We start from the raw sequence: 23,338 nt of genomic DNA, 5'->3' as shown, positions 1-23,338 counted from the left end.
AGCCGAACTATTTTCATTCGATATAAGGGTTTACGCATGTCCACAACTACTGCTCGTCTGGATGACCTAGACCGTGCCATTCTCAAAACTTTGATGGAAGATGCGCGCACGCCTTATGCTGAAATGGCAAAGAAATTTGATGTCAGCCCCGCGACGATTCACGTTCGTATCGAAAAGATGAGATCGGCCGACATTATTGAGCGAACCGAGGTTGTGGTAAACACTAAGAAGCTTGGTTACGACGTGTGTTGTTTTATTGGTATCAACCTTAACGCAGCTCGCGACTACCACTCAGCCATTGCCAAGCTTAATGCGTTAGACGAAGTGGTTGAGGCTTACTACACCACTGGCGCCTACAACATTTTCGTTAAACTGATGTGTAAATCGATCGAAGAGTTGCAGTTCGTACTGATTGATAAATTGCAGGCGATTGACGAGGTTCAATCGACTGAGACACTAATTTCATTGCAGAACCCTATCAACCGCAATGTAAATCCATAATCGTTTGATAAATCGATACAAAAAGAGCCTCACAATGAGGCTCTTTTCGCTATTAACTCGCAATAGAGCTAAGCAACTACCGCAGTTACGGAAATGATAGCAATTACGCGCTGATACCCGCATGACGCAGCATCGCATCGATTTGAGGCTCACGACCGCGGAAGCGTTTGAACAGCTCCATTGGCTCTTCACTACCACCCATTTCAAGGATGTTGTTCAGGAAGCGATTACCGGTTTCAGTGTTGAAGATACCCTCTTCTTCAAATGCTGAGAACGCATCTGCCGATAGCACTTCTGCCCACAGGTAGCTGTAGTAACCCGCGCTGTAGCCACCAGCAAAGATGTGACCAAAGCTGTGTGAGAAGCGGTTCCAATCTAGGCTTGGCAGTACCGATACCTTAGACTTAACATCCGCTAACGTTTCGAGTACACGAGCGCCGACTTCTGGATCGTATTCTGTGTGCAGTGTGAAATCGAACAGGCCAAGCTCTAGCTGACGCAGGATAAACATCGCAGATTGGAAGTTTTTCGCCGCTAGCATCTTCTCTAGCATCTCTTTTGGTAGCGCTTCACCTGTTTCGAAGTGACCAGAAATGAACGACAGCGCTTCCTCTTCCCAACACCAGTTTTCTAGGAACTGACTTGGTAGCTCAACGGCATCCCAAGGCACACCGTTGATACCCGCAACTGCGCCCGCTTCAACTTGCGTTAGCATGTGGTGAATGCCATGGCCAAATTCGTGGAACAAAGTGACCACTTCATCGTGAGTAAACAGTGCTGGTTTATCACCAACTGGCTTGTTGAAGTTGCACGTTAGGTAAGCAACAGGCGTTTGTAGATCACCAGATTGAGTAATGCGACGACCGCGACAGTCATCCATCCAAGCGCCACCACGTTTGTGTTCACGTGCGTATAGATCTAGGTAGAAGCTACCGCGCAATGTGCCTGTCGCATCAAAGATGTCAAAGAAGCGCACTGAATCATGCCATGTATCCACACCTTCACGCTCAGTCACAGACATACCAAACACACGGTTTAGTACTTCGAACAAACCAGACACTGCGTTCGACTCAGGGAAGTATGGACGAAGCTCTTCATCAGAGATCTCGAACAAGTTCTGTTTTTGTTTCTCGCTGTAGTAAGCGATGTCCCATAGGTTTAGCTCAGAGACACCAAACTCTTTCTCAGCAAACTGACGTAGCTCTTCTACTTCGCGCTCACCTTGTGGTTTGGCTTTTACTGCTAGGTCGTTAAGGAAACCAAGTACTTGGTCTGGCGTTTCTGCCATCTTAGTCGACAGAGATTTTTCGCTGTAAGTGCTAAAGCCAAGCATGCGTGCGATCTCGTGACGCAGCTTAAGTTGTTCAGTGATGATCTCAGTGTTGTCCCACTTGCCCGCATTTGGACCACGATCTGAAGCACGGGTTACGTAAGCTTCGTACAGCTCTTTACGCAGTTCTTGGTTATCACAGTACGTCATCACCGGCAGGTATGATGGGATATCTAGAGTCAGTAGGTAACCTTCCTGCTCTTTAGCTTCTGCCGCGGCTTGTGCTGCTGCCAATGCCGACTCAGGCATACCGGCCAGTTCAGCCACGTCTGTTACCTGCTTGATCCAACCCATGGTTGCATCAAGCACATTGTTTGAGAATTGAGAACCCAGCTCAGACTGGCGCTTGCTGATCTCGCCGTAGCGGTGCTGCTCGTCTGCGGGTAAGCCAATGCCTGACAATTCAAAGTCACGCAGTGCGTCGGTAATCGTTTTTTGTTGAGCTTGGTCTAATGCCGAGAATGCTTCACTCGCCTTGATCGCTTTATACGCTTCGAACAAACCTTTATGTTGACCAACCCACGTGCCGTACTCAGAAAGTACAGGTAAGCAGCTCTCATAAGCGTCACGCAGCTCATCGCTGTTCATCACAGAATTCATATGGCTTACAGGTGACCAAATGCGACCTAAACGATCATCCACTTCTTCAATCGGAGCAACGAGGTTGTCCCAGCTTGGTGAAGTATTACCTTCAAGTACTTGTTCTATCTTGTTGCGACACTCTTCAATCACTTGCTCAACCGCTGGCTTAACGTGCTCAGGTTTGATCTGTGAAAACGGAGGTAAGTCCGTGAAGGTTAATAGCGGATTAGACATATAAACATTCCTTTGGCTTTAGAGACTTTCGTCTTTTTTGTAATGAGGTCGTCTTACAGTCATCAGGCTAAGGATCGCCCTAAAAAATCACCTGCGAATAGTTATTAAATAGTGCCCATGAAGGCAAATTTCAATAGTAGAACCAATAACTAACTGCATATTGCGAACGACTGTTCCTGAATTGTTCGAGAATTTATGGTCCATTGGGGGTTATAATAGTCAAATTAACCCCACCTACACTAACCACACTCTAATTCGAGAGTGTTACGAGAGTTTAATTTGTTAAGTTATCGCCACAGCTTCCACGCGGGCAACCATGCCGACGTAGTAAAGCATATCGTACAGAGCCTTATTCTTAATTCTTTGAAACAAAAGGATAAGCCTTTTGTTTACCATGACACTCACTCTGGTGTAGGTCGTTACGACTTAACGCATGAATGGTCTGAAAAAACTGGCGAATACAAACAAGGTATTGCACGCGTCTGGGCACAAACAGAACTTCCTGAAGACATTCAAAGCTACCTTGAGTCTATCTCTGTACTCAACAATGGCGAAAAACTGCGTTTCTATCCAGGTTCACCACGTGTTGCACGTGCACACCTGCGTGATCAAGACCGCATGGTATTAACCGAACTTCACCCTGCAGACCACCCTCTGCTTGAGCAAGAGTTCCACCGCGATCGTCAGGTGTCTATCTACAAAGAAGATGGCTTCCAACGCTTAAAGGGCAGCCTGCCACCAAAAGAACGTCGTGGTTTAGTGCTTATCGACCCACCTTATGAGCTGGCAAAAGAGTACCGCGATGTGGTGACTGCGATTGCTCAAAGCCATAAGCGCTGGGCAACCGGTATCTACGCAATTTGGTACCCAGTGGTAAACCGTTGTGATATCGAAGACATGATCGAAGGGCTAGAAGGCTTAGGTATCAACAAGATTCTACAAATCGAACTTGGCGTATCACCAGACACCAACGAGCGTGGCATGACAGCATCAGGCATGATTGTTATCAACCCGCCTTGGAAGCTAGAAAGCCAAATGAACGAAATTCTTCCATTCTTGAAGGAAGCAATTGCGCCGGCAACCGGTCACTTCAAAGTAGAGTGGATCGTACCCGAGTAATCTCGAACTTAACGTCATAGTTTGCAGAATCTTCAACAGACTGTGACGTACACGAATAAATTTTAAACAGGGAGATTGAGTTCAACCGATCTGCCCTCAATATAATAATTAGACAATTTAAGAATCTATAGGACGTAGGTGTTCAGTGCGCTCACTGTACCCACAGCCTTCAATAAATGGAGAAAGTAATGGCGACTCATTTTGATTACATCTGTATCGGCGGCGGTTCAGGCGGCATCGCATCAGCTAACCGCGCAGCAATGCACGGTGCAAAAGTTGCACTTATCGAAGCTCAAGACCTTGGTGGTACTTGTGTAAACGTTGGTTGTGTTCCTAAAAAGGTTATGTGGCACGGTGCTCAGGTTGCTGAGGCAATCAACCTATATTCAAAAGACTACGGCTTCGACGTTGACGTAAAAGGCTTCAACTGGGGCAAACTGGTTGAAAACCGCCAAGCGTACATTGGTCGTATCCACCAATCTTACGATCGCGTTCTTGGTAACAACAAAATAAACGTAATCAAAGGCTTTGCTAAGTTTGTTGACGAAAAAACCGTTGAAGTTAACGGTGAACACTACACAGCGGATCACATTCTGATCGCGGTAGGTGGTCGTCCAACCATTCCAAACATCCCTGGCGCAGAGCACGGTATCGACTCAAACGGTTTCTTCGACCTGATGGAGCAACCTAAACGTGTTGCTGTTATCGGCGCGGGCTACATCGCAGTTGAGATCGCAGGCGTACTAAGTGCACTTGGCACAGAAACACACCTGTTCTGTCGTAAAGAGTCACCACTACGTAGCTTCGATCCAATGATCGTAGAAACACTGGTTGAAGTAATGGAAGCGGAAGGTCCAACACTTCACACGCACTCAGTTCCTAAAGAAGTAGTGAAAGAAGCAGATGGCACACTGACTCTGCACCTAGAGAACGGCAACACTCAAAACGTTGACCACCTAATCTGGGCTATCGGCCGTCACCCAGCTACTGACGCTATCAACCTAGCATCAACTGGCGTTGCAACTAACGACCGTGGCTACATCAAAGTAGACGAGTTCCAAGCAACCAACGTTCCTGGCATATACTGTGTTGGCGACATCATGGAAGGCGGTATCGAGCTAACACCTGTTGCTGTTAAAGCAGGTCGTCAGCTTTCTGAGCGTCTATTCAACGGTCAAACCAACGCAAAGATGGACTACAAGCTAGTACCTACTGTTGTATTCAGCCACCCACCTATCGGTACTATTGGTCTAACGACTCAAGAAGCTGAAGAGCAATACGGCAAAGACAACATCAAGGTATACACGTCTGGTTTTACTGCAATGTACACTGCAGTCACTCAGCACCGTCAACCTTGTAAGATGAAGCTAGTATGTGCTGGTGAAGAAGAGACTGTAGTTGGCCTACACGGCATCGGTTTCACTGTTGATGAAATGATTCAAGGCTTCGGCGTTGCAATGAAAATGGGCGCAACCAAAGCAGATTTCGACTCTGTTGTAGCAATTCACCCAACGGGCAGCGAAGAGTTTGTGACGATGCGTTAATCGCAGATCATAAGATTAAAGATAGAAGCAGGCTTAGGCCTGCTTTTTATTAACCACCTTGAACAAAAAAAGAACACACAAAGCACTGATATATAAAAAATTATAAAAGATTGTCAAATCTCAGCAAAATCTATAGCTCGTACTTATAGAATCCCGTTCATAATAATTCTTGAACAAGCGACAATGTCAGTAGCCAACACCCATATAACCGATCTTTTTTATCAATTATTGGACCTATCTGAGGCAGAAAAAACAAAATACCTAAAAGAACTAAAATCACACCAAGTCGAACTGTATAACAAGATTTATCCCCTTCTCTGCACGTCAGCTCTAGAGCCTCTTACACACATCTTTGGTGTAAGCGCCCTTCAAGCTACCGACAAAAAAGCTAACTTCTCTGATACATGCATTGATAAATACCACCTATCTTACGAAATAGGTCGTGGCGGTATTGGGGTTGTCTATGCTGCTACTCGAGTGGATAAGACATTCCATCAAGATCTTGCCATAAAACTCATTCAACCCGCTTTATCCCACCTCATCGATAAAGAGTATCTGTTTCAAGAAGCACAAGCACTTGCGACGTTGAATCACCCATATATAACCAAGGTGATCGATGGAGGGACACATGAAGGGTCTGTCTACATCGTTATGGAACATATTAAAGGTTGCACGTTGAACGAGTACCTTGCGACCTACACCCTGAGCTACCCCAAAAAGCTCAATCTATTTTTAAAGATATGCTCTGCTATATCACACGCACACAAACACCAAGTGCTGCATACCGACTTGAAGCCAGAAAATATATTAATCGATTGTGAGGGGAGCCCAAAGATACTCGACTTTAATTTAATGAGAGGAATCAGTGACCAATTATCAGCTCACCCACTTACTATCAATGCCTACAGTCATAACTACGCTAGTCCAGAGCAAATCAGCGGAAGCCCCCCCACAGTCCGATGCGATATTTACGCTCTAGGAAAGGTCTTAAGCTTCATGTTTCCTAAACTACCGATAAGTCAGGGGGACCTAAACTGCATAATTCAAAAAGCGACACGAAGCCACGCCTTACTGCGCTATTCGAGTACCAATGAACTCTATAACGACATTACGCAGCTGATCGCTTGTCGTCCAATCTCCGCATATCAAGACCAACCATTTTATTCCGCTCTGAAGCTATGCCAACGCCGTCCAATTCAATGTGCTTTATCTACTGTGCTCATTTGGTGTGGTGTTGGTTTCTACACGCCTTTGATCAAAAAAAACCAACAACTTCAAGTAGAAAAGCGCGCATCAGAAAGAGTCACAAGGCAATTTGTCCGAACGCTTTCTCAAATAAAAGAGAGCCCTAAGTCGAAAGCATCGATCAATACAGTACTAAAACATACCCATAAAGCGGTTTTAGGCGATCCTGGTATACCAACAAAAACAAAGATGAAACTGTTACGAATAATTGCCCCACAAACAACTAGGACAGAGTCAACAAAAGGAAACTGCTAACCATGAGTAACCAACTGACTGATATAGAGTCGATCATGAGAGATTGGAAAGCTGGGCACAAATGGGCAGAACAGAAACTCTATCGTTTCGCTTACGCCCACCTCTACGCTCTCGCTCAAAAAGAGAGAAAAAGGAGCACGACCAAGCATGAGCAAAGTTGTTGGGTGTCTTGGAATAGCATCAACAACACAACGGCGTTAGTTCACGATGCTTACCTAAAGCTCTCTTTTGCCGATACTCAATCAATAGAAGACACTCGTGATTTCCTGTTAATGGCAGCAAAAATCATGCGACAAATACTTATCGATAACGCTCGACGTCAACAGGCACAGAAACGCCAACTGCCCACAAAAGTCCCCCCTCAAGAAGACAGGCATTTCGAGCAACTCATCATTATGGATAAGGTTGTTGACCACTTTACTTTGAATTACCCAAGGCAATCACAAGCATTCAAACTGAAATACCTTATGGGGCTTCAAACTCAAGAAATTAGCCAGCTTCTAACTTGTAGCGACAGCCTAATTGAAAAGGATTTAAAGTTTTCTCGCTGTTGGTTAACAAGAAAAATAAACACGCAGCACAACCCAATTTATTGAAAAATAATTTACGGTATTTCACTCAAATCTCGTGTCTTGTGAAATCCACTCTAGAAAGGTAAAAACGCCGCAGATCTTAATTAACCTAAAAATAATTACTCTTCAGAGTAAGGATAAAAAATGAAAAAGGTAACGTTATTAGCGGCTGCGGTGGCACTAGGCTTAGCGGGTTGTGGGAGTGATAGCCCCCATACAAGCAATACCCCTGACAATGATGGAACTCCCCCTAGCGGCGGTTCAGGTGATAAATCGAGTAACATTGTCGTAAAAGGTTTTGATGGCTACTTCCATAACGCCGTAGTGTTTGCTGATGTGGACGACAACGGGAAACTGAATCTAGATATCGATACTGTGTTCGGTCTAACAGATGAAACCGGTGAATTAACACTACCGAAAAATACAGAGGTCAAACACAGCCTAGGTTTACAAACACTCCGTCCTGGTGATGTAACCCCAGAGCTGGCTCAGAAACTGAGTACTCTTCCTGACAATACAAAATCACTGGATAAACTGTTAGATCTATATACAAGAGATATGGACCTTCCGGGCCAACCTATGTCCAACGCTGTCGTACTGCTCACACCAAAGGTTGATGAAGGTGAAGGTGTCGTTATATCTCCAATTACCGATCTAGTCGCTATCGAGATGCGCAAAAATAACAGCACACTTGAAGCTGCTATGTCAGCAGTAAGTAGCAACCTTGGTGGAACAGAAGAAGCACCTATTGATCTTTTCTCTGACTTTGTAGAAGACTCTAAGAGCAATCTGCAAAGTGCTCGACTTCATAAAACTGCGCAGATCCTTACGGAGTCAAAAGCGAAAAACCCTTCAGAATACGAAAAAAAAATTGAGGTAATCACGGACACGGCTACTGAAAAATCAGAAGAAATCGTTACAGAAGACAATATGGGCGATGAGAATCTGGTAAACGACAGGCCAATCATTGATCCAACAGAGCCAGAGACCGCTATTCGCAACTTCAAGCTGTTAGTTAATCCATCAGCAGCATCAGCGATACAGCAACAGATCCATACACTCAAAATTACCGAAACAGATACTGTTTTAGAAACGATTGAAGTACCAAACAATCTTTTTGAAGATAAGTATTCAGTAGGCGGTGCTCTAACTCCGGTAAGGCCTAGCGTTAAAATTGATGGCGAAGGAGAGATCACTGCTGATCTTGATGAAAGTGGTACTACGTTAACATTATCAAGTTCAGGCTCGTTGGAGAATCCACAACGCAGCTACACAATTACGTTTGAAGCAGAAGACAAAGACACACAAGATGAAGATGCGAAAGTAACCAGCACACTGCGTACTACTTTCTCATTCAATGTTGATCTACTCAATACACCACCAAGCGTTGTGGATACGGAAGAAACACGAATCCAGACTGAAATTGTATCTACATGGAACCTAATCCAAGGCGCCCAGTTTACCGGAGAGATCCCAGTAGGTACGTTGTTTGAAGATCGTGAGGATTCCCACCTAACATACACAACAAATATCGACAGTGCGGTTCCTGGCCTTCAATCTGAGTACGATTCAGTATCTGACGTGATTCACATAACGGGTTACCCACAACAGGTTAATAGCCACAAGGTAAACTTCACCATTCATGCTGATGATGGTCACACTTCAACCTTCTTAGCGTCTGCACCAGCGAACTTTACCGTGCCTCCAGTGCAAGCTGGCAGCATCAGTATTAACGAAGCGTTAGAAGCCGATTTACAAGCACAAATTACGACGCAGTGGTCACTGACTGTTGGTAAAGACTTTGAAGAAGCTTTCAGTGTTGCAAACCTGTTTAGCTCAAAGGTTTCGGGCGATATTGAATACTATGCTCACTATGCTCCACATGATAATGAAACGCCAAGCAACCCAATCCCGGGAGTCTCGGTAAGTGTTGATAGCTCGGGCTTAGTGACATTAAGCGGACGCCCAACATCAGAGACCAATAATGTTGTTCTATATGTCGCACAAGGAATCAACTTCTCTGGTGGTGAGAAAAACGATATTGAATCAGAAATGGTAACGTTTAGATTGCCTAACGTTCAGCCAGGAGAAGTTACACCTCCCACAACATCTATCGCAGACCAGTATTTGTATCAATCAGCACTAGAAAACTACAATGATGAAGGTACAGGCTTAGCTTGTGAGGTTCGATATTTCGATTCAGAAACACAAACGCTCTACGCATACACTCGTACCCAAGAAAGCTTTACTTCTTGCCCTGAGATTAATACTTCGTCTTCTCCTGCTAACAACAATAATTTTGAGCCACTTGGTTCATACACTATTGATGCTAATGGGGGGTATGTACTTAATATCAATGATGGTGATGAATCATTCGCTATTCGCTATAGTGCTCAAAAGTACCAAGACTACTTTGTGTTCCAAAATACAGAAACTTTTGACTATTCAATTGACGGCAAAGTAGAAAGTATGACTTTTGAGGAAATGTACCCTGCCTATACGACTCCGCAACAGTTGAATGCCTTAATATCTCAACGCATTACTGATGGCGTAGCTGATGACGTATGGGTTGAAGGTACTCTTCATTATATTGACCAAAATGGCAACATTAATGATATGGATGTTGACGCTGCTATGAATGATGTAGATGACAATTGCACTGATATTAACATGTGTGAGAGTGGCGTAGCGGATGCAGACATTCACGTTAAAATGAGCTGTGAAGAAGTAAAATCAAACTACACATTCAACGTGTACTCAATGTCAGGCACACCATTTAGCTGGGAAGTCCAGTACTTTGGTTCTGAACAAAATAACAGCTGTGGTATCGATTTTACTTCTATCACTCCAATCACGAGCGGTATTAGAACCATTCATGGTGAAGTGAAAGAAGAAAAACTTGGTAAATTTGCAGACATCCTGTTTAGTTTCGCAAGATAAAGTTGAATTAGTTCAACATATAATTTAACTAACATTAAGCCTTGTCGCTCTCGACAAGGCTTTTTTATGCGTACGATCTGAACCTTCAACTGAAATTCTGCGTAGGGAAAATAAATCAACACTAAAAGGACAGAGCTCATTATGAACCTACTAATTGAATCATTTGAAGGCGGGATCTACTTGGCTTACCAAATCATCGGCGAGCAAAAGCAGTTAATCAAAGACGACCACCAGCACCCAATGAAGTTTTTGAGTGTAAACCAAGCACGCGATCACTTTAGCGATCAAGGCGTAGCATCGGCAATGTTAGTTCACAACAGCGCCTACGACGAAATGTGTGGTGAACACTGTGGTAGCACACAACCTTTCGAGATTGATTTGAAGTGGAGTTAAATCAACCTCAAATCAATCGCGATAAAAATTGAAAGGCTTGCACATCTGCAAGCCTTTTTCTTTGGGGGCTTATTTCTTATCGTGCTGTGCGTTTTTGTCTGCGTTTGATGTTTTGCTCTTTCACAATAAAATCGAACAATGGTGCGAAGAGGTTGGCGAACAGGATCGCCAACATGATGCCCTCTGGATAAGCAGGGTTGAGCACTCGAATACCAACCGTCATCACACCAATAAGAATCCCGTAAGCCCACTTACTCTGATTAGTAAATGCGGCAGAAACTGGGTCGGTTGCCATGAAGAAAGTACCAAAGGCAACACCACCCAACACAAAGTGCCAGTAGAACGGCATAGAGAACATCGAGTTGGAATCAGAGCCAATCCAGTTCATCAAACTAGAGGTCGCCACAAGGCCAATAATCACACCCGCAACAATGCGCCAAGAGGCGATCCTCATGACAATCAGAATCAAACCCGTCAACATGATAAGCAATGAAGAAACCTCGCCCATCGAACCCGGAATATTACCAACAAACGCATCCATCCAAGTGATCGCCTCGCCAGTCATGTTATTGATGAGTGACGTGCTGCCACCTTCATACCATTGGCTTAAAGGTGTTGCGCCAGAATAACCATCGGCTGCCACCCATACTAAACCTCCCGACATGTTGGCAGGATAAGCAAAGTAGAGAAAGGCTCGACCTGCAAGGGCTGGGTTAAGGAAGTTGCGGCCTGTACCACCAAACAGCTCTTTCGCGACAACGATACCAAAGGTGATACCTAGCGCTGCTTGCCATAACGGGATAGTCGGTGGAAGAATTAAGGCAAACAAAACCGAGCTAACAAAAAAGCCTTCGTTCACCTCATGTTTACGCACAACGGCAAACAACACCTCCCAAAAACCACCGACAACGAAAACCGTCGCGTACACAGGTAAGAAGTAGAGGGCGCCGAGCAACATCTGACTCCCCCAGCCACTTGCAATTAAGGACTGTACATCACCAAATGCCCACGACAAGCGCCAACTACTCTCAATAGCCGAGGTAAGTTCGTTAAGTTGATAACTGGATGTTAGTGCCGAGACACTCTGGTGCCCGACGTTATACATGCCCCAGAACATGGCAGGGAAAGTCGCCAGCCACACCAGAATCATGATTCGTTTGAGATCGATACTGTCTCTAACATGGGTCTGGCCTCGGTTTACGTTGCCGGGCGTGTAAAAGATGGTGGCAAACGCCTCATAGACTGGGTAAAGCTTTTCGTACTTACCCCCAGCTTCAAAACGCGGGGCTACGTCTTCTAATCGTTTCTTCAAACTCATAATCTCAATCACCTTATTGCTTGAGTTATGGTTTTCTACGCACCAACTGCTCTATTTGAACAATTTTTAGCGATTTTTAATCAAATTTGTATTGATGAAACGAGTCAGTATTCAACAGCAAAACCGACGTTGAGAAAGCTAGACGCATAAACAACAAAGCCCCAGCAATGGCTGAGGCTTGTTTAATCTTATAACGGTCGTTGTTACTTAACGCACATCACGTTGAGTAATGAAGAGCCTTTGAGCTGGTTTACGTTACCGTTAGTGAACAGGCCTTTTTTATCCGCTCCCCAATAAGGTAAGTGCATTGGCCAGTTCTGCTTTTCCATGACTTTTGAGCCAAGGATACTCTGCCACTGCTGTTCATTCATCAACTTCATGCCGATCTGATTACACACAAGTTCCGCACTACCAAAATCTAGACGACTCCAAGGCTTTCCCTGTTCCATATAGAACTGCTGTTTATGGTCCGACAAATATGGCACTGCGTATTTGTTGCCCGCAACATTGGCGGTCACACGAACTTCGATATCCAGATCATTGCCCGAACTTGAACCATTGCTAGGAATCGCTTGGATTGCGGCAGCACTCGTTGCAGCTACCGCTGAAGTCGCGACCACGGGTTTCGGTGCAGGCTTCGCTACTGGTTTTGATTTTACAGGCGCCTTAGTCTTAGCCATTTTTGGCTCTGCCGGTTTTGCAACGATAGGCTGTGACGAGGTCTGAGACTTATCAACCATACGAATGAAAGCTTCACTGTATCCAGACACTTTACGCACCTGAGCCAGATCTTTTCTCGCATCAGAGAATGTCGAATAAGGACCAATCAGACAACGATAGTCGCCACCTTCAGGCTTCATCCATACATTGGTCGAGATCTTTTCATAAAGAGGCTTCGCTCGGCTCAATGACAAAGGCTTATTAAGCAGGCCACATTGAACCCAAAACAGTTCATTAGCTGAATGACGTTTAGGCGCCTTGCTGCCCCAAACACCCTTACCGATCGGACATGATTGTTCTAGCTGTGGTAATTGATTAGTGCTTGCTTGAGTAGCATCACATAGAACCGATTCTGCATTAACCTGGCTCGATGCCAAGAGGGATGCAGCAATAAGCCCCATACGATAATTTTTACTCACAGCACGACATACAGCATTCATTGTCAATTTCATAACCACCACTTAAACCCTCTCGGGCTAATTGTTACCGATTCTATGTCGATAAAACATGAATTCCATTTTAAGTATTATTGACCATGTCAATAATACTTAGTTCCAGATCCATTAAGCAAAAAAAGAGCCGTAATTGCTTACGGCCCTTAGTTTAGTGATTTTTTTTACTAAAAATCAATCCGTGTTATCACCCTTTATAAATTTTAGGGTTAAATACATCACGTAACCAGTCACCTAATAGGTTGATCACTAGAACGAGTGTTACCAAAAGCACACCTGGGAATGCTGTGATCCACCATGCTCCAGAAAAAATGTAGTTAAAGCCGGTACTGATCAGGGCACCTAGTGACGGTTGGTCGACTGGCAAACCTAAACCTAGGAAAGAAAGTGCCGCTTCCGACATGATGGCATTTGCCACCTGTACCGTAGAGATAACCAAAATTGGCGATAAACAGTTCGGTAGAATATGGCGGAACATAATACGTGGCGCTTTAAAGCCCATCACGCGAGCTGCTTCTACATATTCTTTCTTCTTCTCTGCCAATACTGATGCACGAATGGTACGCGCATACTGAGGCCATTCGGCAATACCAATGATGACCACCAGCATGACAACGGCGTATTGCGCATAAAAGTCACTACCAAAGCTTGCCTTAAAGATGGCCGAGACAATGATCGCAACCATCATGGTCGAGAAAGAGAGCTGAACATCCGCAAAACGCATCAAGAAGCTATCAATACGGCCACCAAAGTAACCCGCAGACAAGCCAATGATGATACCAAGCGTCAGTTGTAGACCTACCGCTAAGAAACCAATGGTCAGTGATAAACGCGAACCGTAAAGCATGGTCGATAAAATATCACGGCCTTGCTCATCCGTTCCTAGCAAGAAGCGATCTTCGCCGTCTTCCATCCATGATGGTGGAAGTTCTGAGTCCATGATATCAATCGATGTCACGTCGTACGGGTCTGTTGGCGCTAGAATAGGTGCAGCTAGAGCCATCACTAAGAAGATTGAGAAAATGGCAAAACTCACCATTGCCACTTTGTCGCGTAAGAAGTAATACACAATGTCAGATTGCTTAAAACGTTCCCAGCGAGACGGCACTGTCGATGTCTGTTCCATGATTATGCTCCTTTCCCTGTGATATTAACGGTTGGGTTGATAACACCGTAAAGCAAATCAACAATCGTGTTAGTCACTACGAAAATAAGACCAACAAAAATAACGTATGCGGTAATCAGTGGTGTATCTACACGGTTGATTGCTTCTAAGAATAAGAAGCCTGTACCTGGCCACTGGAAAACCGTTTCAGTAAGAATGGTGTAAGCCACCATAGTACCAATCTGAACACCACCAACGGTAAGTACCGGTAGCATGGTGTTTTTCAATGCATGTTGGTAATAGATTTTGTTTAAAGCCAAGCCTTTCGCTTTGCCGAATTTGATGTATTCCGAGCTCAATACTTCCAGCATTTCAGAACGCACGAGACGAATGAACAGCGGCAGCATGATTGAAGCCAAAGCAATACTTGGAAGCACAAGGTGAGCCAAGCCATCAAGCGTTAGGAAGCCAGATTCCCAACCAAACCAGTTTGCCGTATCACCACGACCAAAGGACGGTAGCCAGCCTAACTCGATAGAGAATACATACATCAACATAATGGCCGTCAAGAACACAGGAACCGAGATACCAACGCTACTGCCCGCCATAATAAGCTTGGTAAAAAAGCTCTTAGGGTGAATAGCAGAGTAAACGCCTAGTGGAATCGACAGGCAAACAATAATAATAGAAGCGCCAAACACTAACTCTAGTGTGGCTACTAGCTTATCGAGAATCACGTCCACAGCCGGACGCTTAAAGAAGTACGAAGTACCAAGATCACCCTGTAGAGCAGCGCCTACAAAGCGAGTGTATTTTGTAATGAAGGGATCATTTAAGCCGAGTTCATCACGCAGCGCTTGACGCTCCGATTCTGAAACAGATTGACCGACTAACTCACGCAACGGGTCGCCCAGGTTATCCTGTATGGCAAACGCCACCAAACTGATCACAAACATCACTATCAGTGCCTGAAACAGGCGCTTGACCAGAAACGTAACCATTCCTTGCCCCTTATCTATCCATGACTATCTAATCAAAATCCGCGACTAGATAAAAAATTTCAGTCTTAAAAAAGGTATTTAGCCAGACTGAAGGAAGACCAAATACCGAAACTTAAATCTATTTCTTAATAATTCGAGAGCCTGAAAAGCTTCAGGCTCTCGATTCTAGCAAGCTAGATTATTTTACAACTAGGTCGCCGAAGTAAGGCATAACCATTGGGTTTACTACGTCTGCTGCACCTACGTTCGACTTCGCGCCCCACGCTTCACTTTGCCAGTGAAGAGGAACAAACGCTGCGTCGTTGTAAAGTGTTGCTTCAACGCCTTTCAGCATTTCAGAACGCTTAACAGGGTCAGTTTCAGTGTTAGAAGCTTCTACAATTGCATCCATCTCTGGGTTTGAGTAACCAGAACAGTTGTATTGGCCACGACCCGTTTCTTCGTTACGAGTCATTGTTAGGAACTCACTGAAGTTAGCTGAATCTTCTGTATCTGAGTGCCAACCGATCATCATCATGTCTGCTGAACATAGGTCAAACTCAGGCCAGTACTGTGCTTTAGGCATCGTTTTAAGATCAACTTTGATACCAATCTTAGATAGCATTGCCGCAGACGCTTGAGCAACTTTTGCATCGTTCACGTAACGGTTGTTTGGCGCCATCATCGTTAGCGTAAAGCCATCTTCGTAGCCCGCTTCCTTCATTAGCTCTTTTGCTTTTTTCAGGTCGTAACGAGGTACGAGTGCATCATCGTGACCCGCGTAGCCTGTTGGGCTTTGTTGACCAGCTGCAGTAGCGAAACCTTTCATGATTTTCTTAACAATACCTTCATTGTTAATCGCATGAACGATTGCTTGACGAACGCGAACATCTTTAAGCGCTTCGTTGCTGTTTTGGTTCATTTGGAACGTAATGATACGAGTACCAGGCAGCGTCACTAGATCGATGTTTTTAGCGTTTTTAACACGCTTGTGATCGTTAGGTGCTACTGGGTGAATCATGTCTACATCGCCAGAAAGAAGTGCCGCAACACGTGTTGCATCTTCTTTGATTGGAACCAATGTTAGCTTGTCTACGTTACCTTTCGTTTCTGTATCCCAGTAATCGTTGAAACGCTCAAACGTTACTTTAACGCCTTGCTCACGTTGAGTAACGATGAATGGACCTGTACCTGAAACGTTTGTAGAAGCGAACGAGTTACCGTGCTTAACTAGCTCAGATTTGTCATTACCTTCGGCTGTTTGGCCTGAGTAAAACTTGCTGTCCATTGGGAAGATGTAAGTTGCTGTTTGTAGTACTAGTGGGTAAGCCGCTTTAGAGACTAGTTCAACTGTGTAGTCATCCACTTTTACCATCTTCTCGTAAGGCGTGAAGATAGACTTAAAGTCTGGAGATGCTTGTAGACGTTCGAATGTCCACACAACATCGTCAGCTGTTAGTTCATTGCCTGAGTGGAATTTAACACCCTGACGTAGATTAAAGCGGAAAGTCGTTTCATTGACACGTTCCCAGCTTGTCGCTAGGCGGCCTTCAAAATCCATCTCTTGAGTGAAACGTACTAGAGGGTCAAACACCATGTGAGACATTTGCAGTGTGCCGCCAGATAGCTGCTCGTGCGGGTCAAGTGACACTGGGTCAGCTGCGTAGCCAACAGTAATATCTGCTGCTGCTGCACTAAAGCTTAGGCCAGCTGCCATCAAAGCTACTGCTAATTTGCTTTTCATGGTTTTCATTGCATAACTCCTTCATGCGGGAATCCAGATCCCTAGTTGTTGTATTTGCGTCTGTTATTGTATTTCAGGCAGGCTAAGCCTCTACCCTGCTGAAATTTATATTGCGGCTTGTGCCACTGCTTTTTCTTCTCGTAAGCCCGTAAATTCAGGCATTAAAGAAATCAGGTGTTGGCTATATTCATGCTGTGGAGAGTTAAATAACTGCTCAGTAGGCGCCACTTCCAGTAGCGTACCCATCTGCATCACACCAACACGATCACACATCTGACGAATAACCGGTAAATCATGACTGATGAACAGCATGGTTAGGTTGAGTTCGTCTTGTAGATCTTTTAATAGGTTTAGGATCTGCGCCTGTACCGATACATCTAACGCCGATGTTGGTTCATCACAAATCAATAGGCGAGGTCGCGTTGCCAAAGCACGAGCGATAGAAATACGCTGACGCTGACCACCTGAGAATTCATGCGGGTATTTAACCCCTGCCATTTGTCCAAGACCAACATGATCCAACAAATCATGAACAATCTGACGAGTTTCATTCTCGTTGCGAGTCAGTTTATGGAAACGAATTGGCTCTGCGATGATGTCGAAAATCTTCATACGCGGGTTCATTGACGTATACGGGTTTTGGAAAACCATCTGCATTTGACGGCGCATTGGGCGACGTTCTTTTTCAGATTTAAGCCCAGTAAGATCGACACCTTCAAAGGTTACTTTGCCTGAGTTAGGGGCGTACAAGCCAGCAATCACACGTGCAATGGTTGATTTACCAGAACCAGATTCACCCACTAGACCAAAGGTTTCACCTTCATGTACTTCAAAGCTTACATTGTTTGAAGCTTGCACATACTCGCGACGACTTTCGAAGAAAGAATCTTTTGTCGTAAAACGCAGGTTAACGTTTTCTACGTTCAGTAGCGGACCTGTGTATTCACGATGATCTTGGCTTTGACCTAACCAGTGATTTTTTACATCTAAGGCTTCCATCTCGTGTGCTTCTTCGATGTAGCTAACAAGAGGAAAACGGTCGAGTTTACGGTCTGAACGAGGAACGGCTGAAATCAAGCTGTGCGTGTATGGGTGCTCAGGTGTACCCAATACTTGTTTCGTTGGGCCGAATTCAACCAGATCACCACGGTACATAACTGCGACACGGTCAGTCACGTTAGATACAACACCCATATCGTGGGTTACCAACATACAACCTACGTTTTTCTTAATACATAGATCGCGAATCAGGCCTAAGATTTGGTCTTGGATAGATACGTCTAGAGCGGTTGTTGGTTCATCGGCGATGATCAGGTCAGGTTCGCCTGCCAATGCAATCGCGATAACCACACGCTGACGCATACCTCCAGAGAATTGGTGCGGATACTGTTTAAGGCGGTTTTCAGGTTGTGGGATACCCACTTGGTTCATTAAGTCTAATGAACGCTGATAAGCTTCTGCATCCGATACCTTCATATTGGCATGGATGGTTTCTTTTAATTGCTGTTCTACGGTAAATAGAGGATTAAGAGAAGTCATTGGATCTTGAAAGATAAATCCAATCTTAGAGCCGCGAACTTTACGCATCTCTTCCGGAGATAAACCCGATACTTTTTCGCCATCAAGGAACACTTCACCGCTCGCAATACGACCGGGAGGGCTTAGCAAATCGATCACAGCATTACCGACTGTTGATTTACCAGCGCCAGATTCACCAACAACACCGACAATCTCGCCGCGCTCAATGCTAAACGACAATGATTTTACTGCGGCGTGTACACCATGACGTGATGGGTATTCGATACGAAGATTTTTTACTTCTAAAAGTGACATTACCAGACCTCTACTGCTTTGGCAGCTCTCTGCCCTGTCTGCAAAATTGAATCCATTCTTACCAGAATATTGTTCTGATATTTTATACGGTTGACAATTTGGCAAATAATTCACAGAAAAGCAACAAAAATAGGATAAAAAGTCGACATTAAACGCTTAGCAAGCAAAAGTACCACATAACTATTCACATAGAGAGCATATAGTAAGAAAAAACAACATCATATTGTTGGTAATAAACACTCACAAATCCCTTACTACTACTTACTTGTAGAGTTAAACCTATGGTTCAAAGCAGATCTCACTACCAGTCACTAAAAACAAATAATTATTCCAAAAAACAATTAACACTATAGAAACAAATACTAATTTTATTAATTTAAGCAAATAAAACAACCAGATAGAACTGATTTAGCCATACATTCAACCTTCCCTATTATTTCAACGAATACAAACCAGAAAAACGAAAGGTTTAATAAATTAGAGAAGAATTTAAGCGACTGGGAGTAAAGAAAGCTGTCAATTACAGGCCTTAGTGAGCAAATTTAGGGGCAGATTTCACTTTTCATAAAAGTCTTTAGACCAAACTTATTAACCTGTCGAATAATTGAGTGATTTATTTATATAAAATTAGATATAGATCTGCACATTTCATAAAGCATTTATCTCAATTGAGGCGTGAAAATCTATGGTGGGTGTTTTATATAGAGAGCACTTGATTGAAGTGGTGCCACGCAAAATATCGAAATAAGTCAGTTCCCAGCACTCAAAAAACAAAAAGTTGAAGAATTTCCGATACGATAGATGCAAAAAAGCCCCTTTTTTTTGACGTAGCTTCTTAAGCGATCGGTGAAGAGACATTCTTTGAACATCAGGCGAACCCCACTTGGGTTCCAATCTGGTGATCTACAGATGAAAAAAAAGCCCCGTCATTTCTGACGAGGCTTCTTAAGGTGGTCGGTGAAGAGGGATTCGAACCCCCGACCCTCTGGTCCCAAACCAGATGCGCTACCAAGCTGCGCTATTCACCGAGACGTTTCGTTTGATTTCTCAAACAGGGAACTTCAAAGAAGTTACCAAAATTAATGGGGTGGCTAACGAGATTCGAACTCGCGACCACCGGAATCACAATCCAGGGCTCTACCAACTGAGCTATAGCCACCACTAATTTTTTATATAACCGCTATCAAGCGATTATTGAAATAGTGGTCGGTGAAGAGGGATTCGAACCCCCGACCCTCTGGTCCCAAACCAGATGCGCTACCAAGCTGCGCTATTCACCGACTAGTTTTGTCTCGACTCTTGGGAATAATGAGTCAACACTGGAAGCCGAAGCTACCGTTATTTTGTAAAGAAAGAATGGGGTGGCTAACGAGATTCGAACTCGCGACCACCGGAATCACAATCCAGGGCTCTACCAACTGAGCTATAGCCACCATTGTTTCTTTTTTGCCAATTCTCACTTACCGAAGTAAGAGACCGGATGGCGCGCCTGAAAGGATTCGAACCTTCGGCCTTTGGCTCCGGAGGCCAACGCTCTATCCAGCTGAGCTACAGGCGCATGCCCTGTCGGCGGAGTGGAATAATACGTATATCACCTAAGGTCGTCTAGTACTTTTTTAACTTTTTTTTCTGTTTGGTCTCTTTTTCGACAGTTAATATGTGATAAACCCCTTATTTGAGTACTACAACCCTCTGGAGCTTATAAGTTGTTGTTTATTGCAACAACTTATCAGGATATAATCACCCATTATTTACATTGATTTAACAGTCGCTTTTTGCAACTTAAATCAACACACCCCTCTAACACTATAAATTGGTAAGCATGTACTTACCTTGGGAATGTAAAGTGAGTTTAATGGATATGTCTCGTCGAATTTTAACTGTTGTTATCGCAGCTTTAACCTTTTCCACTGGCGTTATGGCTTCAAGCCTAAGTGAAGCGGAGCAAGATCTTATTGCTGAGCGCATCAAACCAGTTGGTCAAGTATACCTAGTCGGTAGTGAGCCAGTCGTTGCTGAACCAACAGGCCCTCGTGATGGCGCAGCAGTTTACGGAACCTTCTGTATTGCTTGTCACGCATCAGGTGTGAGCGGCGCTCCAAAAGCTGGCGATGCTGGTGATTGGGCTCCACGAATTGCACAAGGCCGAGACATCCTAGCAGATCACGCAATCAACGGTTTCAATGCAATGCCTGCTAAAGGTTCATGTATGGACTGTTCTGACGATGAAATCAAAGATGCTATCGAGCACATGATTGCTGGCCTGTAAGCCACAAAAGATTGATATAAAAAAGGTGACCATGAGGTCACCTTTTTTATTACCTGAAACTCTGTCTATTACTTCTTATTGAACATCGCACGAATATTCGCAATGTGTGCCTGCCCTTTTTCCATTCTCTCTTCAGCCGACTGCGGTTTTTTCACCGATTCCCACTCCACATCCTCATGAGGCAATTCATCTAAGAAGCGGCTTTGCGTCGGCTTGATTAACTCACCGTACTGTCTACGCTCACGACACTTAGTGAAAGTCAGCTCTTTTTGCGCTCGGGTAATGCCTACATACATAAGACGACGTTCTTCTTCTACATTACCTTCATCAACACTGGTTTGGTGCGGAAGAATACCCTCTTCTGCCCCCATCAAGAACACATAAGGAAACTCTAGGCCTTTCGAAGCATGCAGCGTCATCAATTGAACTTGGTCTGCATCGTCGTTATCTTCACCACGTTCCATCATGTCACGTAGGGTCAAACGTTGAACCACTTCGCGAAGCGTCTTCTCTTCTTTATCGTAATTGTCGCCTTCTAGATCGGCAACAATCCAACTATAGAGATCAGACACGTTCTTCATTCGCATCTCTGCCGCTTTCGGACTTGGAGAGGTTTCGTAGAGCCAATCTTCGTAATTAATGTCACGAACTAAGGATCGCACCGCTTCAACAGTGTTTCCACGTTCAGCATTATCCGAGATACGAACAATCCAATCAGAAAAGCGACGCAGGTTTTCTAGACCACGACCAGTCAATGTCTGTTCTAACCCCATTTCGAAGCTGGCTTCAAATAAGCTTTTACCACGCATATTGGCGTAGCTGCCCAACTTCTCTAACGTAACCGGACCAATCTCGCGACGCGGGGTGTTCACAATACGTAGGAAGGCATTGTCATCATCCGGATTCACCAATACTCGCAAGTAAGCCATGATGTCTTTTATCTCGGCTCTAGCGAAGAAAGAGGTACCGCCAGAAATCTTATAAGGCACTCGGTTTTGCATCAGCGCTTTTTCAATCAATCGAGATTGGTGGTTGCCTCGATAAAGTACCGCGTAGCATTTGTACTCAGTACGATTCAAAAATTTATGCGCAATGATTTCACCAGTAATACGCTCGGCTTCGTGCTCTTCATTCTTGGCATTAAGTACTTTGAGCTTTTCGCCATCCGGGATCTCAGAGAACAGAGACTTCTCGTACACGTGCGGGTTATTGGCGATCAAGATGTTCGCCGCACGCAAGATACGACTGGTTGAGCGGTAGTTTTGCTCAAGCTTAATAAGGCGTAGGTTAGGGTAATCTTCACCAAGTAACACCAAATTTTGTGGTTTCGCACCACGCCATGAATAGATCGACTGATCATCGTCGCCTACCACAGTTAAACGACCGCGTTCACCCACGAGTAAACGAACCAGTTCATATTGACTGGTGTTGGTATCTTGATACTCATCGACCAATAGGTAACGAATGCGAGATTGCCAACGTTCACGTACTTCTTGATTGGTTTTCAACAGTAAAACAGGCATTGCGATCAAATCATCAAAATCTAATGCGTTATAAGCCTTCATTTGTTTTTGATACATCTCAAAACAGAATGCAAATAACTGCTCTTGTTCACCTTGAGCACGTGCTTTCGCCTGATCTGGCGTTAACATGTCATTTTTCCAATTTGAAATTGTGCTCATCAATGCACGTAACAAATCCTTATCACCATCGATTTGTTTCTCCGTTAGCTCTTTTAATAAAGCTAACTGGTCTTGATCATCAAATAGAGAAAAACCCGCTTTTAAGCCAAGCGCTTTGTACTCTCGACGGATGATCGTAAGGCCCATGGTATGGAAAGTCGAAACAATGAGCCCTTTCGACTCGCCTTTTCCTAAGGTTTGTCCAACACGCTCTTTCATTTCACGCGCCGCTTTATTAGTAAAAGTTACCGCGGCAATGTTACGAGCTTTATAACCACATTCCTGAACCAAATAAGCGATTTTGTTGGTGATTACACGTGTCTTACCTGAGCCTGCGCCCGCTAAAACGAGGCAAGGACCAGAGACGTATTTCACAGCTTCATCTTGTCTTGGGTTCAGTTTCATTACTTTCTCAACATGGTTAAAAGGTCTATTTGTTCACGCGCGCCTATAATAATGGTGCAACGGTACGAATGCTATGCTCTCTTACACAAGAATTTTACTCTATTTATGCAAAACT

The 23,338-nt window shown here is 44.3% G+C and carries 16 protein-coding genes and 5 tRNA genes; 8 read left to right on the top strand and 13 right to left on the bottom strand.

All coding sequences use genetic code 11. The annotated features are described in order from the left end of the window. The first annotated feature begins 36 nt into the window (after window positions 1–36). Window positions 37–501 (top strand): transcriptional regulator AsnC, encoded by a 465-nt coding sequence (gene asnC / locus AC3CKG_RS00275; RefSeq protein WP_009848066.1) that lies wholly within the window; start codon window positions 37–39, stop codon window positions 499–501. A gap of 103 nt (window positions 502–604) precedes the next feature. Here asnC and prlC read toward each other — a convergent pair whose 3' ends face one another. Next, a complete protein-coding gene (gene prlC / locus AC3CKG_RS00270; RefSeq protein WP_488528613.1) occupies window positions 605–2,647 on the bottom strand; it encodes an oligopeptidase A in 2,043 nt (680 codons plus the stop codon). A gap of 279 nt (window positions 2,648–2,926) precedes the next feature. Here prlC and AC3CKG_RS00265 point away from each other — a divergent pair, with 279 nt between their 5' ends. From AC3CKG_RS00265 to AC3CKG_RS00240, 6 genes are all read left to right on the top strand, one after another. Further along, window positions 2,927–3,766, top strand: coding sequence for a 23S rRNA (adenine(2030)-N(6))-methyltransferase RlmJ (locus tag AC3CKG_RS00265; protein ID WP_488528612.1), 840 nt, complete (start codon window positions 2,927–2,929; stop codon window positions 3,764–3,766). Window positions 3,767–3,954: 188 nt separating this feature from the next. Continuing rightward, a complete protein-coding gene (gorA, locus tag AC3CKG_RS00260) occupies window positions 3,955–5,310 on the top strand; it encodes a glutathione-disulfide reductase (protein ID WP_102249034.1) in 1,356 nt (451 codons plus the stop codon). Between the two features lie 183 nt (window positions 5,311–5,493). Continuing rightward, window positions 5,494–6,810 carry a serine/threonine-protein kinase gene (locus tag AC3CKG_RS00255; RefSeq protein ID WP_488528611.1) on the top strand — a complete coding sequence of 439 codons (1,317 nt, stop codon included), beginning with the start codon at window positions 5,494–5,496 and terminating at the stop codon, window positions 6,808–6,810. A 2-nt stretch (window positions 6,811–6,812) separates the two neighbouring features. Continuing rightward, window positions 6,813–7,406, top strand: a complete 594-nt coding sequence (locus AC3CKG_RS00250; RefSeq protein ID WP_048665055.1) for an ECF-type sigma factor — start codon at window positions 6,813–6,815, stop codon at window positions 7,404–7,406. Window positions 7,407–7,526: 120 nt separating this feature from the next. Continuing rightward, a complete protein-coding gene (locus tag AC3CKG_RS00245; protein ID WP_488528610.1) occupies window positions 7,527–10,322 on the top strand; it encodes a hypothetical protein in 2,796 nt (931 codons plus the stop codon). A 141-nt stretch (window positions 10,323–10,463) separates the two neighbouring features. After that, window positions 10,464–10,715 (top strand): DUF6482 family protein, encoded by a 252-nt coding sequence (locus AC3CKG_RS00240; RefSeq protein ID WP_065113334.1) that lies wholly within the window; start codon window positions 10,464–10,466, stop codon window positions 10,713–10,715. A gap of 76 nt (window positions 10,716–10,791) precedes the next feature. Here AC3CKG_RS00240 and AC3CKG_RS00235 read toward each other — a convergent pair whose 3' ends face one another. The 11 genes from AC3CKG_RS00235 to AC3CKG_RS00185 all read right to left on the bottom strand — a co-directional run bounded on the left by AC3CKG_RS00235 (window position 10,792) and on the right by AC3CKG_RS00185 (window position 20,425). Then, window positions 10,792–12,033 (bottom strand): NADH:ubiquinone reductase (Na(+)-transporting) subunit B, encoded by a 1,242-nt coding sequence (locus tag AC3CKG_RS00235; protein WP_488528609.1) that lies wholly within the window; start codon window positions 12,031–12,033, stop codon window positions 10,792–10,794. Window positions 12,034–12,236: 203 nt separating this feature from the next. Beyond that, entirely contained in the window at window positions 12,237–13,205 is a 969-nt protein-coding gene (locus AC3CKG_RS00230; protein ID WP_065106035.1) for an SPOR domain-containing protein, read from the bottom strand. A 187-nt stretch (window positions 13,206–13,392) separates the two neighbouring features. Continuing rightward, window positions 13,393–14,331, bottom strand: coding sequence for an ABC transporter permease (locus AC3CKG_RS00225; protein ID WP_017112126.1), 939 nt, complete (start codon window positions 14,329–14,331; stop codon window positions 13,393–13,395). Between the two features lie 2 nt (window positions 14,332–14,333). Next, window positions 14,334–15,311, bottom strand: a complete 978-nt coding sequence (locus AC3CKG_RS00220; RefSeq protein ID WP_017112127.1) for an ABC transporter permease — start codon at window positions 15,309–15,311, stop codon at window positions 14,334–14,336. 178 nt (window positions 15,312–15,489) lie between these two features. Beyond that, window positions 15,490–17,043, bottom strand: coding sequence for an ABC transporter substrate-binding protein (locus tag AC3CKG_RS00215; RefSeq protein ID WP_017112128.1), 1,554 nt, complete (start codon window positions 17,041–17,043; stop codon window positions 15,490–15,492). Window positions 17,044–17,139: 96 nt separating this feature from the next. Further along, on the bottom strand, window positions 17,140–18,867 hold the full coding sequence (locus AC3CKG_RS00210) for a dipeptide ABC transporter ATP-binding protein (RefSeq protein WP_099167170.1): 1,728 nt from the start codon (window positions 18,865–18,867) through the stop codon (window positions 17,140–17,142). Window positions 18,868–19,818: 951 nt separating this feature from the next. Further along, window positions 19,819–19,895, bottom strand: a tRNA-Pro gene (locus tag AC3CKG_RS00205). A 55-nt stretch (window positions 19,896–19,950) separates the two neighbouring features. Next, window positions 19,951–20,026, bottom strand: a tRNA-His gene (locus tag AC3CKG_RS00200). Window positions 20,027–20,070: 44 nt separating this feature from the next. Next, window positions 20,071–20,147, bottom strand: a tRNA-Pro gene (locus AC3CKG_RS00195). Between the two features lie 77 nt (window positions 20,148–20,224). Further along, window positions 20,225–20,300: transfer RNA gene (locus AC3CKG_RS00190), tRNA-His, on the bottom strand. A gap of 48 nt (window positions 20,301–20,348) precedes the next feature. Then, a tRNA-Arg gene (locus tag AC3CKG_RS00185) sits at window positions 20,349–20,425 on the bottom strand. Between the two features lie 297 nt (window positions 20,426–20,722). Between AC3CKG_RS00185 and AC3CKG_RS00180 the strand changes: the two genes are divergently transcribed. Continuing rightward, window positions 20,723–21,136 (top strand): c-type cytochrome, encoded by a 414-nt coding sequence (locus tag AC3CKG_RS00180; protein WP_488528608.1) that lies wholly within the window; start codon window positions 20,723–20,725, stop codon window positions 21,134–21,136. Between the two features lie 68 nt (window positions 21,137–21,204). Here AC3CKG_RS00180 and rep read toward each other — a convergent pair whose 3' ends face one another. Continuing rightward, on the bottom strand, window positions 21,205–23,223 hold the full coding sequence (gene rep / locus AC3CKG_RS00175) for a DNA helicase Rep (RefSeq protein WP_488528607.1): 2,019 nt from the start codon (window positions 23,221–23,223) through the stop codon (window positions 21,205–21,207). Between the last annotated feature and the right edge of the window lie 115 nt (window positions 23,224–23,338).

The sequence above is a fragment of the Vibrio sp. QJM3NY_15 genome, assembly GCF_057785995.1.
This window is presented reverse-complemented; position numbering and strand designations above follow the sequence as displayed.

Coding starts and splice junctions, on each gene's coding strand:
- AC3CKG_RS00235 (WP_488528609.1), bottom strand. CDS start 12,033: ATGAGTTTGAAGAAACGATTAGAAGACGTAGCCCCGCGTTTTGAAGCT.
- asnC (WP_009848066.1), top strand. CDS start 37: ATGTCCACAACTACTGCTCGTCTGGATGACCTAGACCGTGCCATTCTC.
- AC3CKG_RS00240 (WP_065113334.1), top strand. CDS start 10,464: ATGAACCTACTAATTGAATCATTTGAAGGCGGGATCTACTTGGCTTAC.
- AC3CKG_RS00220 (WP_017112127.1), bottom strand. CDS start 15,311: ATGGTTACGTTTCTGGTCAAGCGCCTGTTTCAGGCACTGATAGTGATG.
- rep (WP_488528607.1), bottom strand. CDS start 23,223: ATGAAACTGAACCCAAGACAAGATGAAGCTGTGAAATACGTCTCTGGT.
- AC3CKG_RS00180 (WP_488528608.1), top strand. CDS start 20,723: ATGGATATGTCTCGTCGAATTTTAACTGTTGTTATCGCAGCTTTAACC.
- AC3CKG_RS00215 (WP_017112128.1), bottom strand. CDS start 17,043: ATGAAAACCATGAAAAGCAAATTAGCAGTAGCTTTGATGGCAGCTGGC.
- gorA (WP_102249034.1), top strand. CDS start 3,955: ATGGCGACTCATTTTGATTACATCTGTATCGGCGGCGGTTCAGGCGGC.
- AC3CKG_RS00210 (WP_099167170.1), bottom strand. CDS start 18,867: ATGTCACTTTTAGAAGTAAAAAATCTTCGTATCGAATACCCATCACGT.
- AC3CKG_RS00225 (WP_017112126.1), bottom strand. CDS start 14,331: ATGGAACAGACATCGACAGTGCCGTCTCGCTGGGAACGTTTTAAGCAA.
- AC3CKG_RS00255 (WP_488528611.1), top strand. CDS start 5,494: ATGTCAGTAGCCAACACCCATATAACCGATCTTTTTTATCAATTATTG.
- AC3CKG_RS00245 (WP_488528610.1), top strand. CDS start 7,527: ATGAAAAAGGTAACGTTATTAGCGGCTGCGGTGGCACTAGGCTTAGCG.
- AC3CKG_RS00230 (WP_065106035.1), bottom strand. CDS start 13,205: ATGAAATTGACAATGAATGCTGTATGTCGTGCTGTGAGTAAAAATTAT.
- AC3CKG_RS00250 (WP_048665055.1), top strand. CDS start 6,813: ATGAGTAACCAACTGACTGATATAGAGTCGATCATGAGAGATTGGAAA.
- prlC (WP_488528613.1), bottom strand. CDS start 2,647: ATGTCTAATCCGCTATTAACCTTCACGGACTTACCTCCGTTTTCACAG.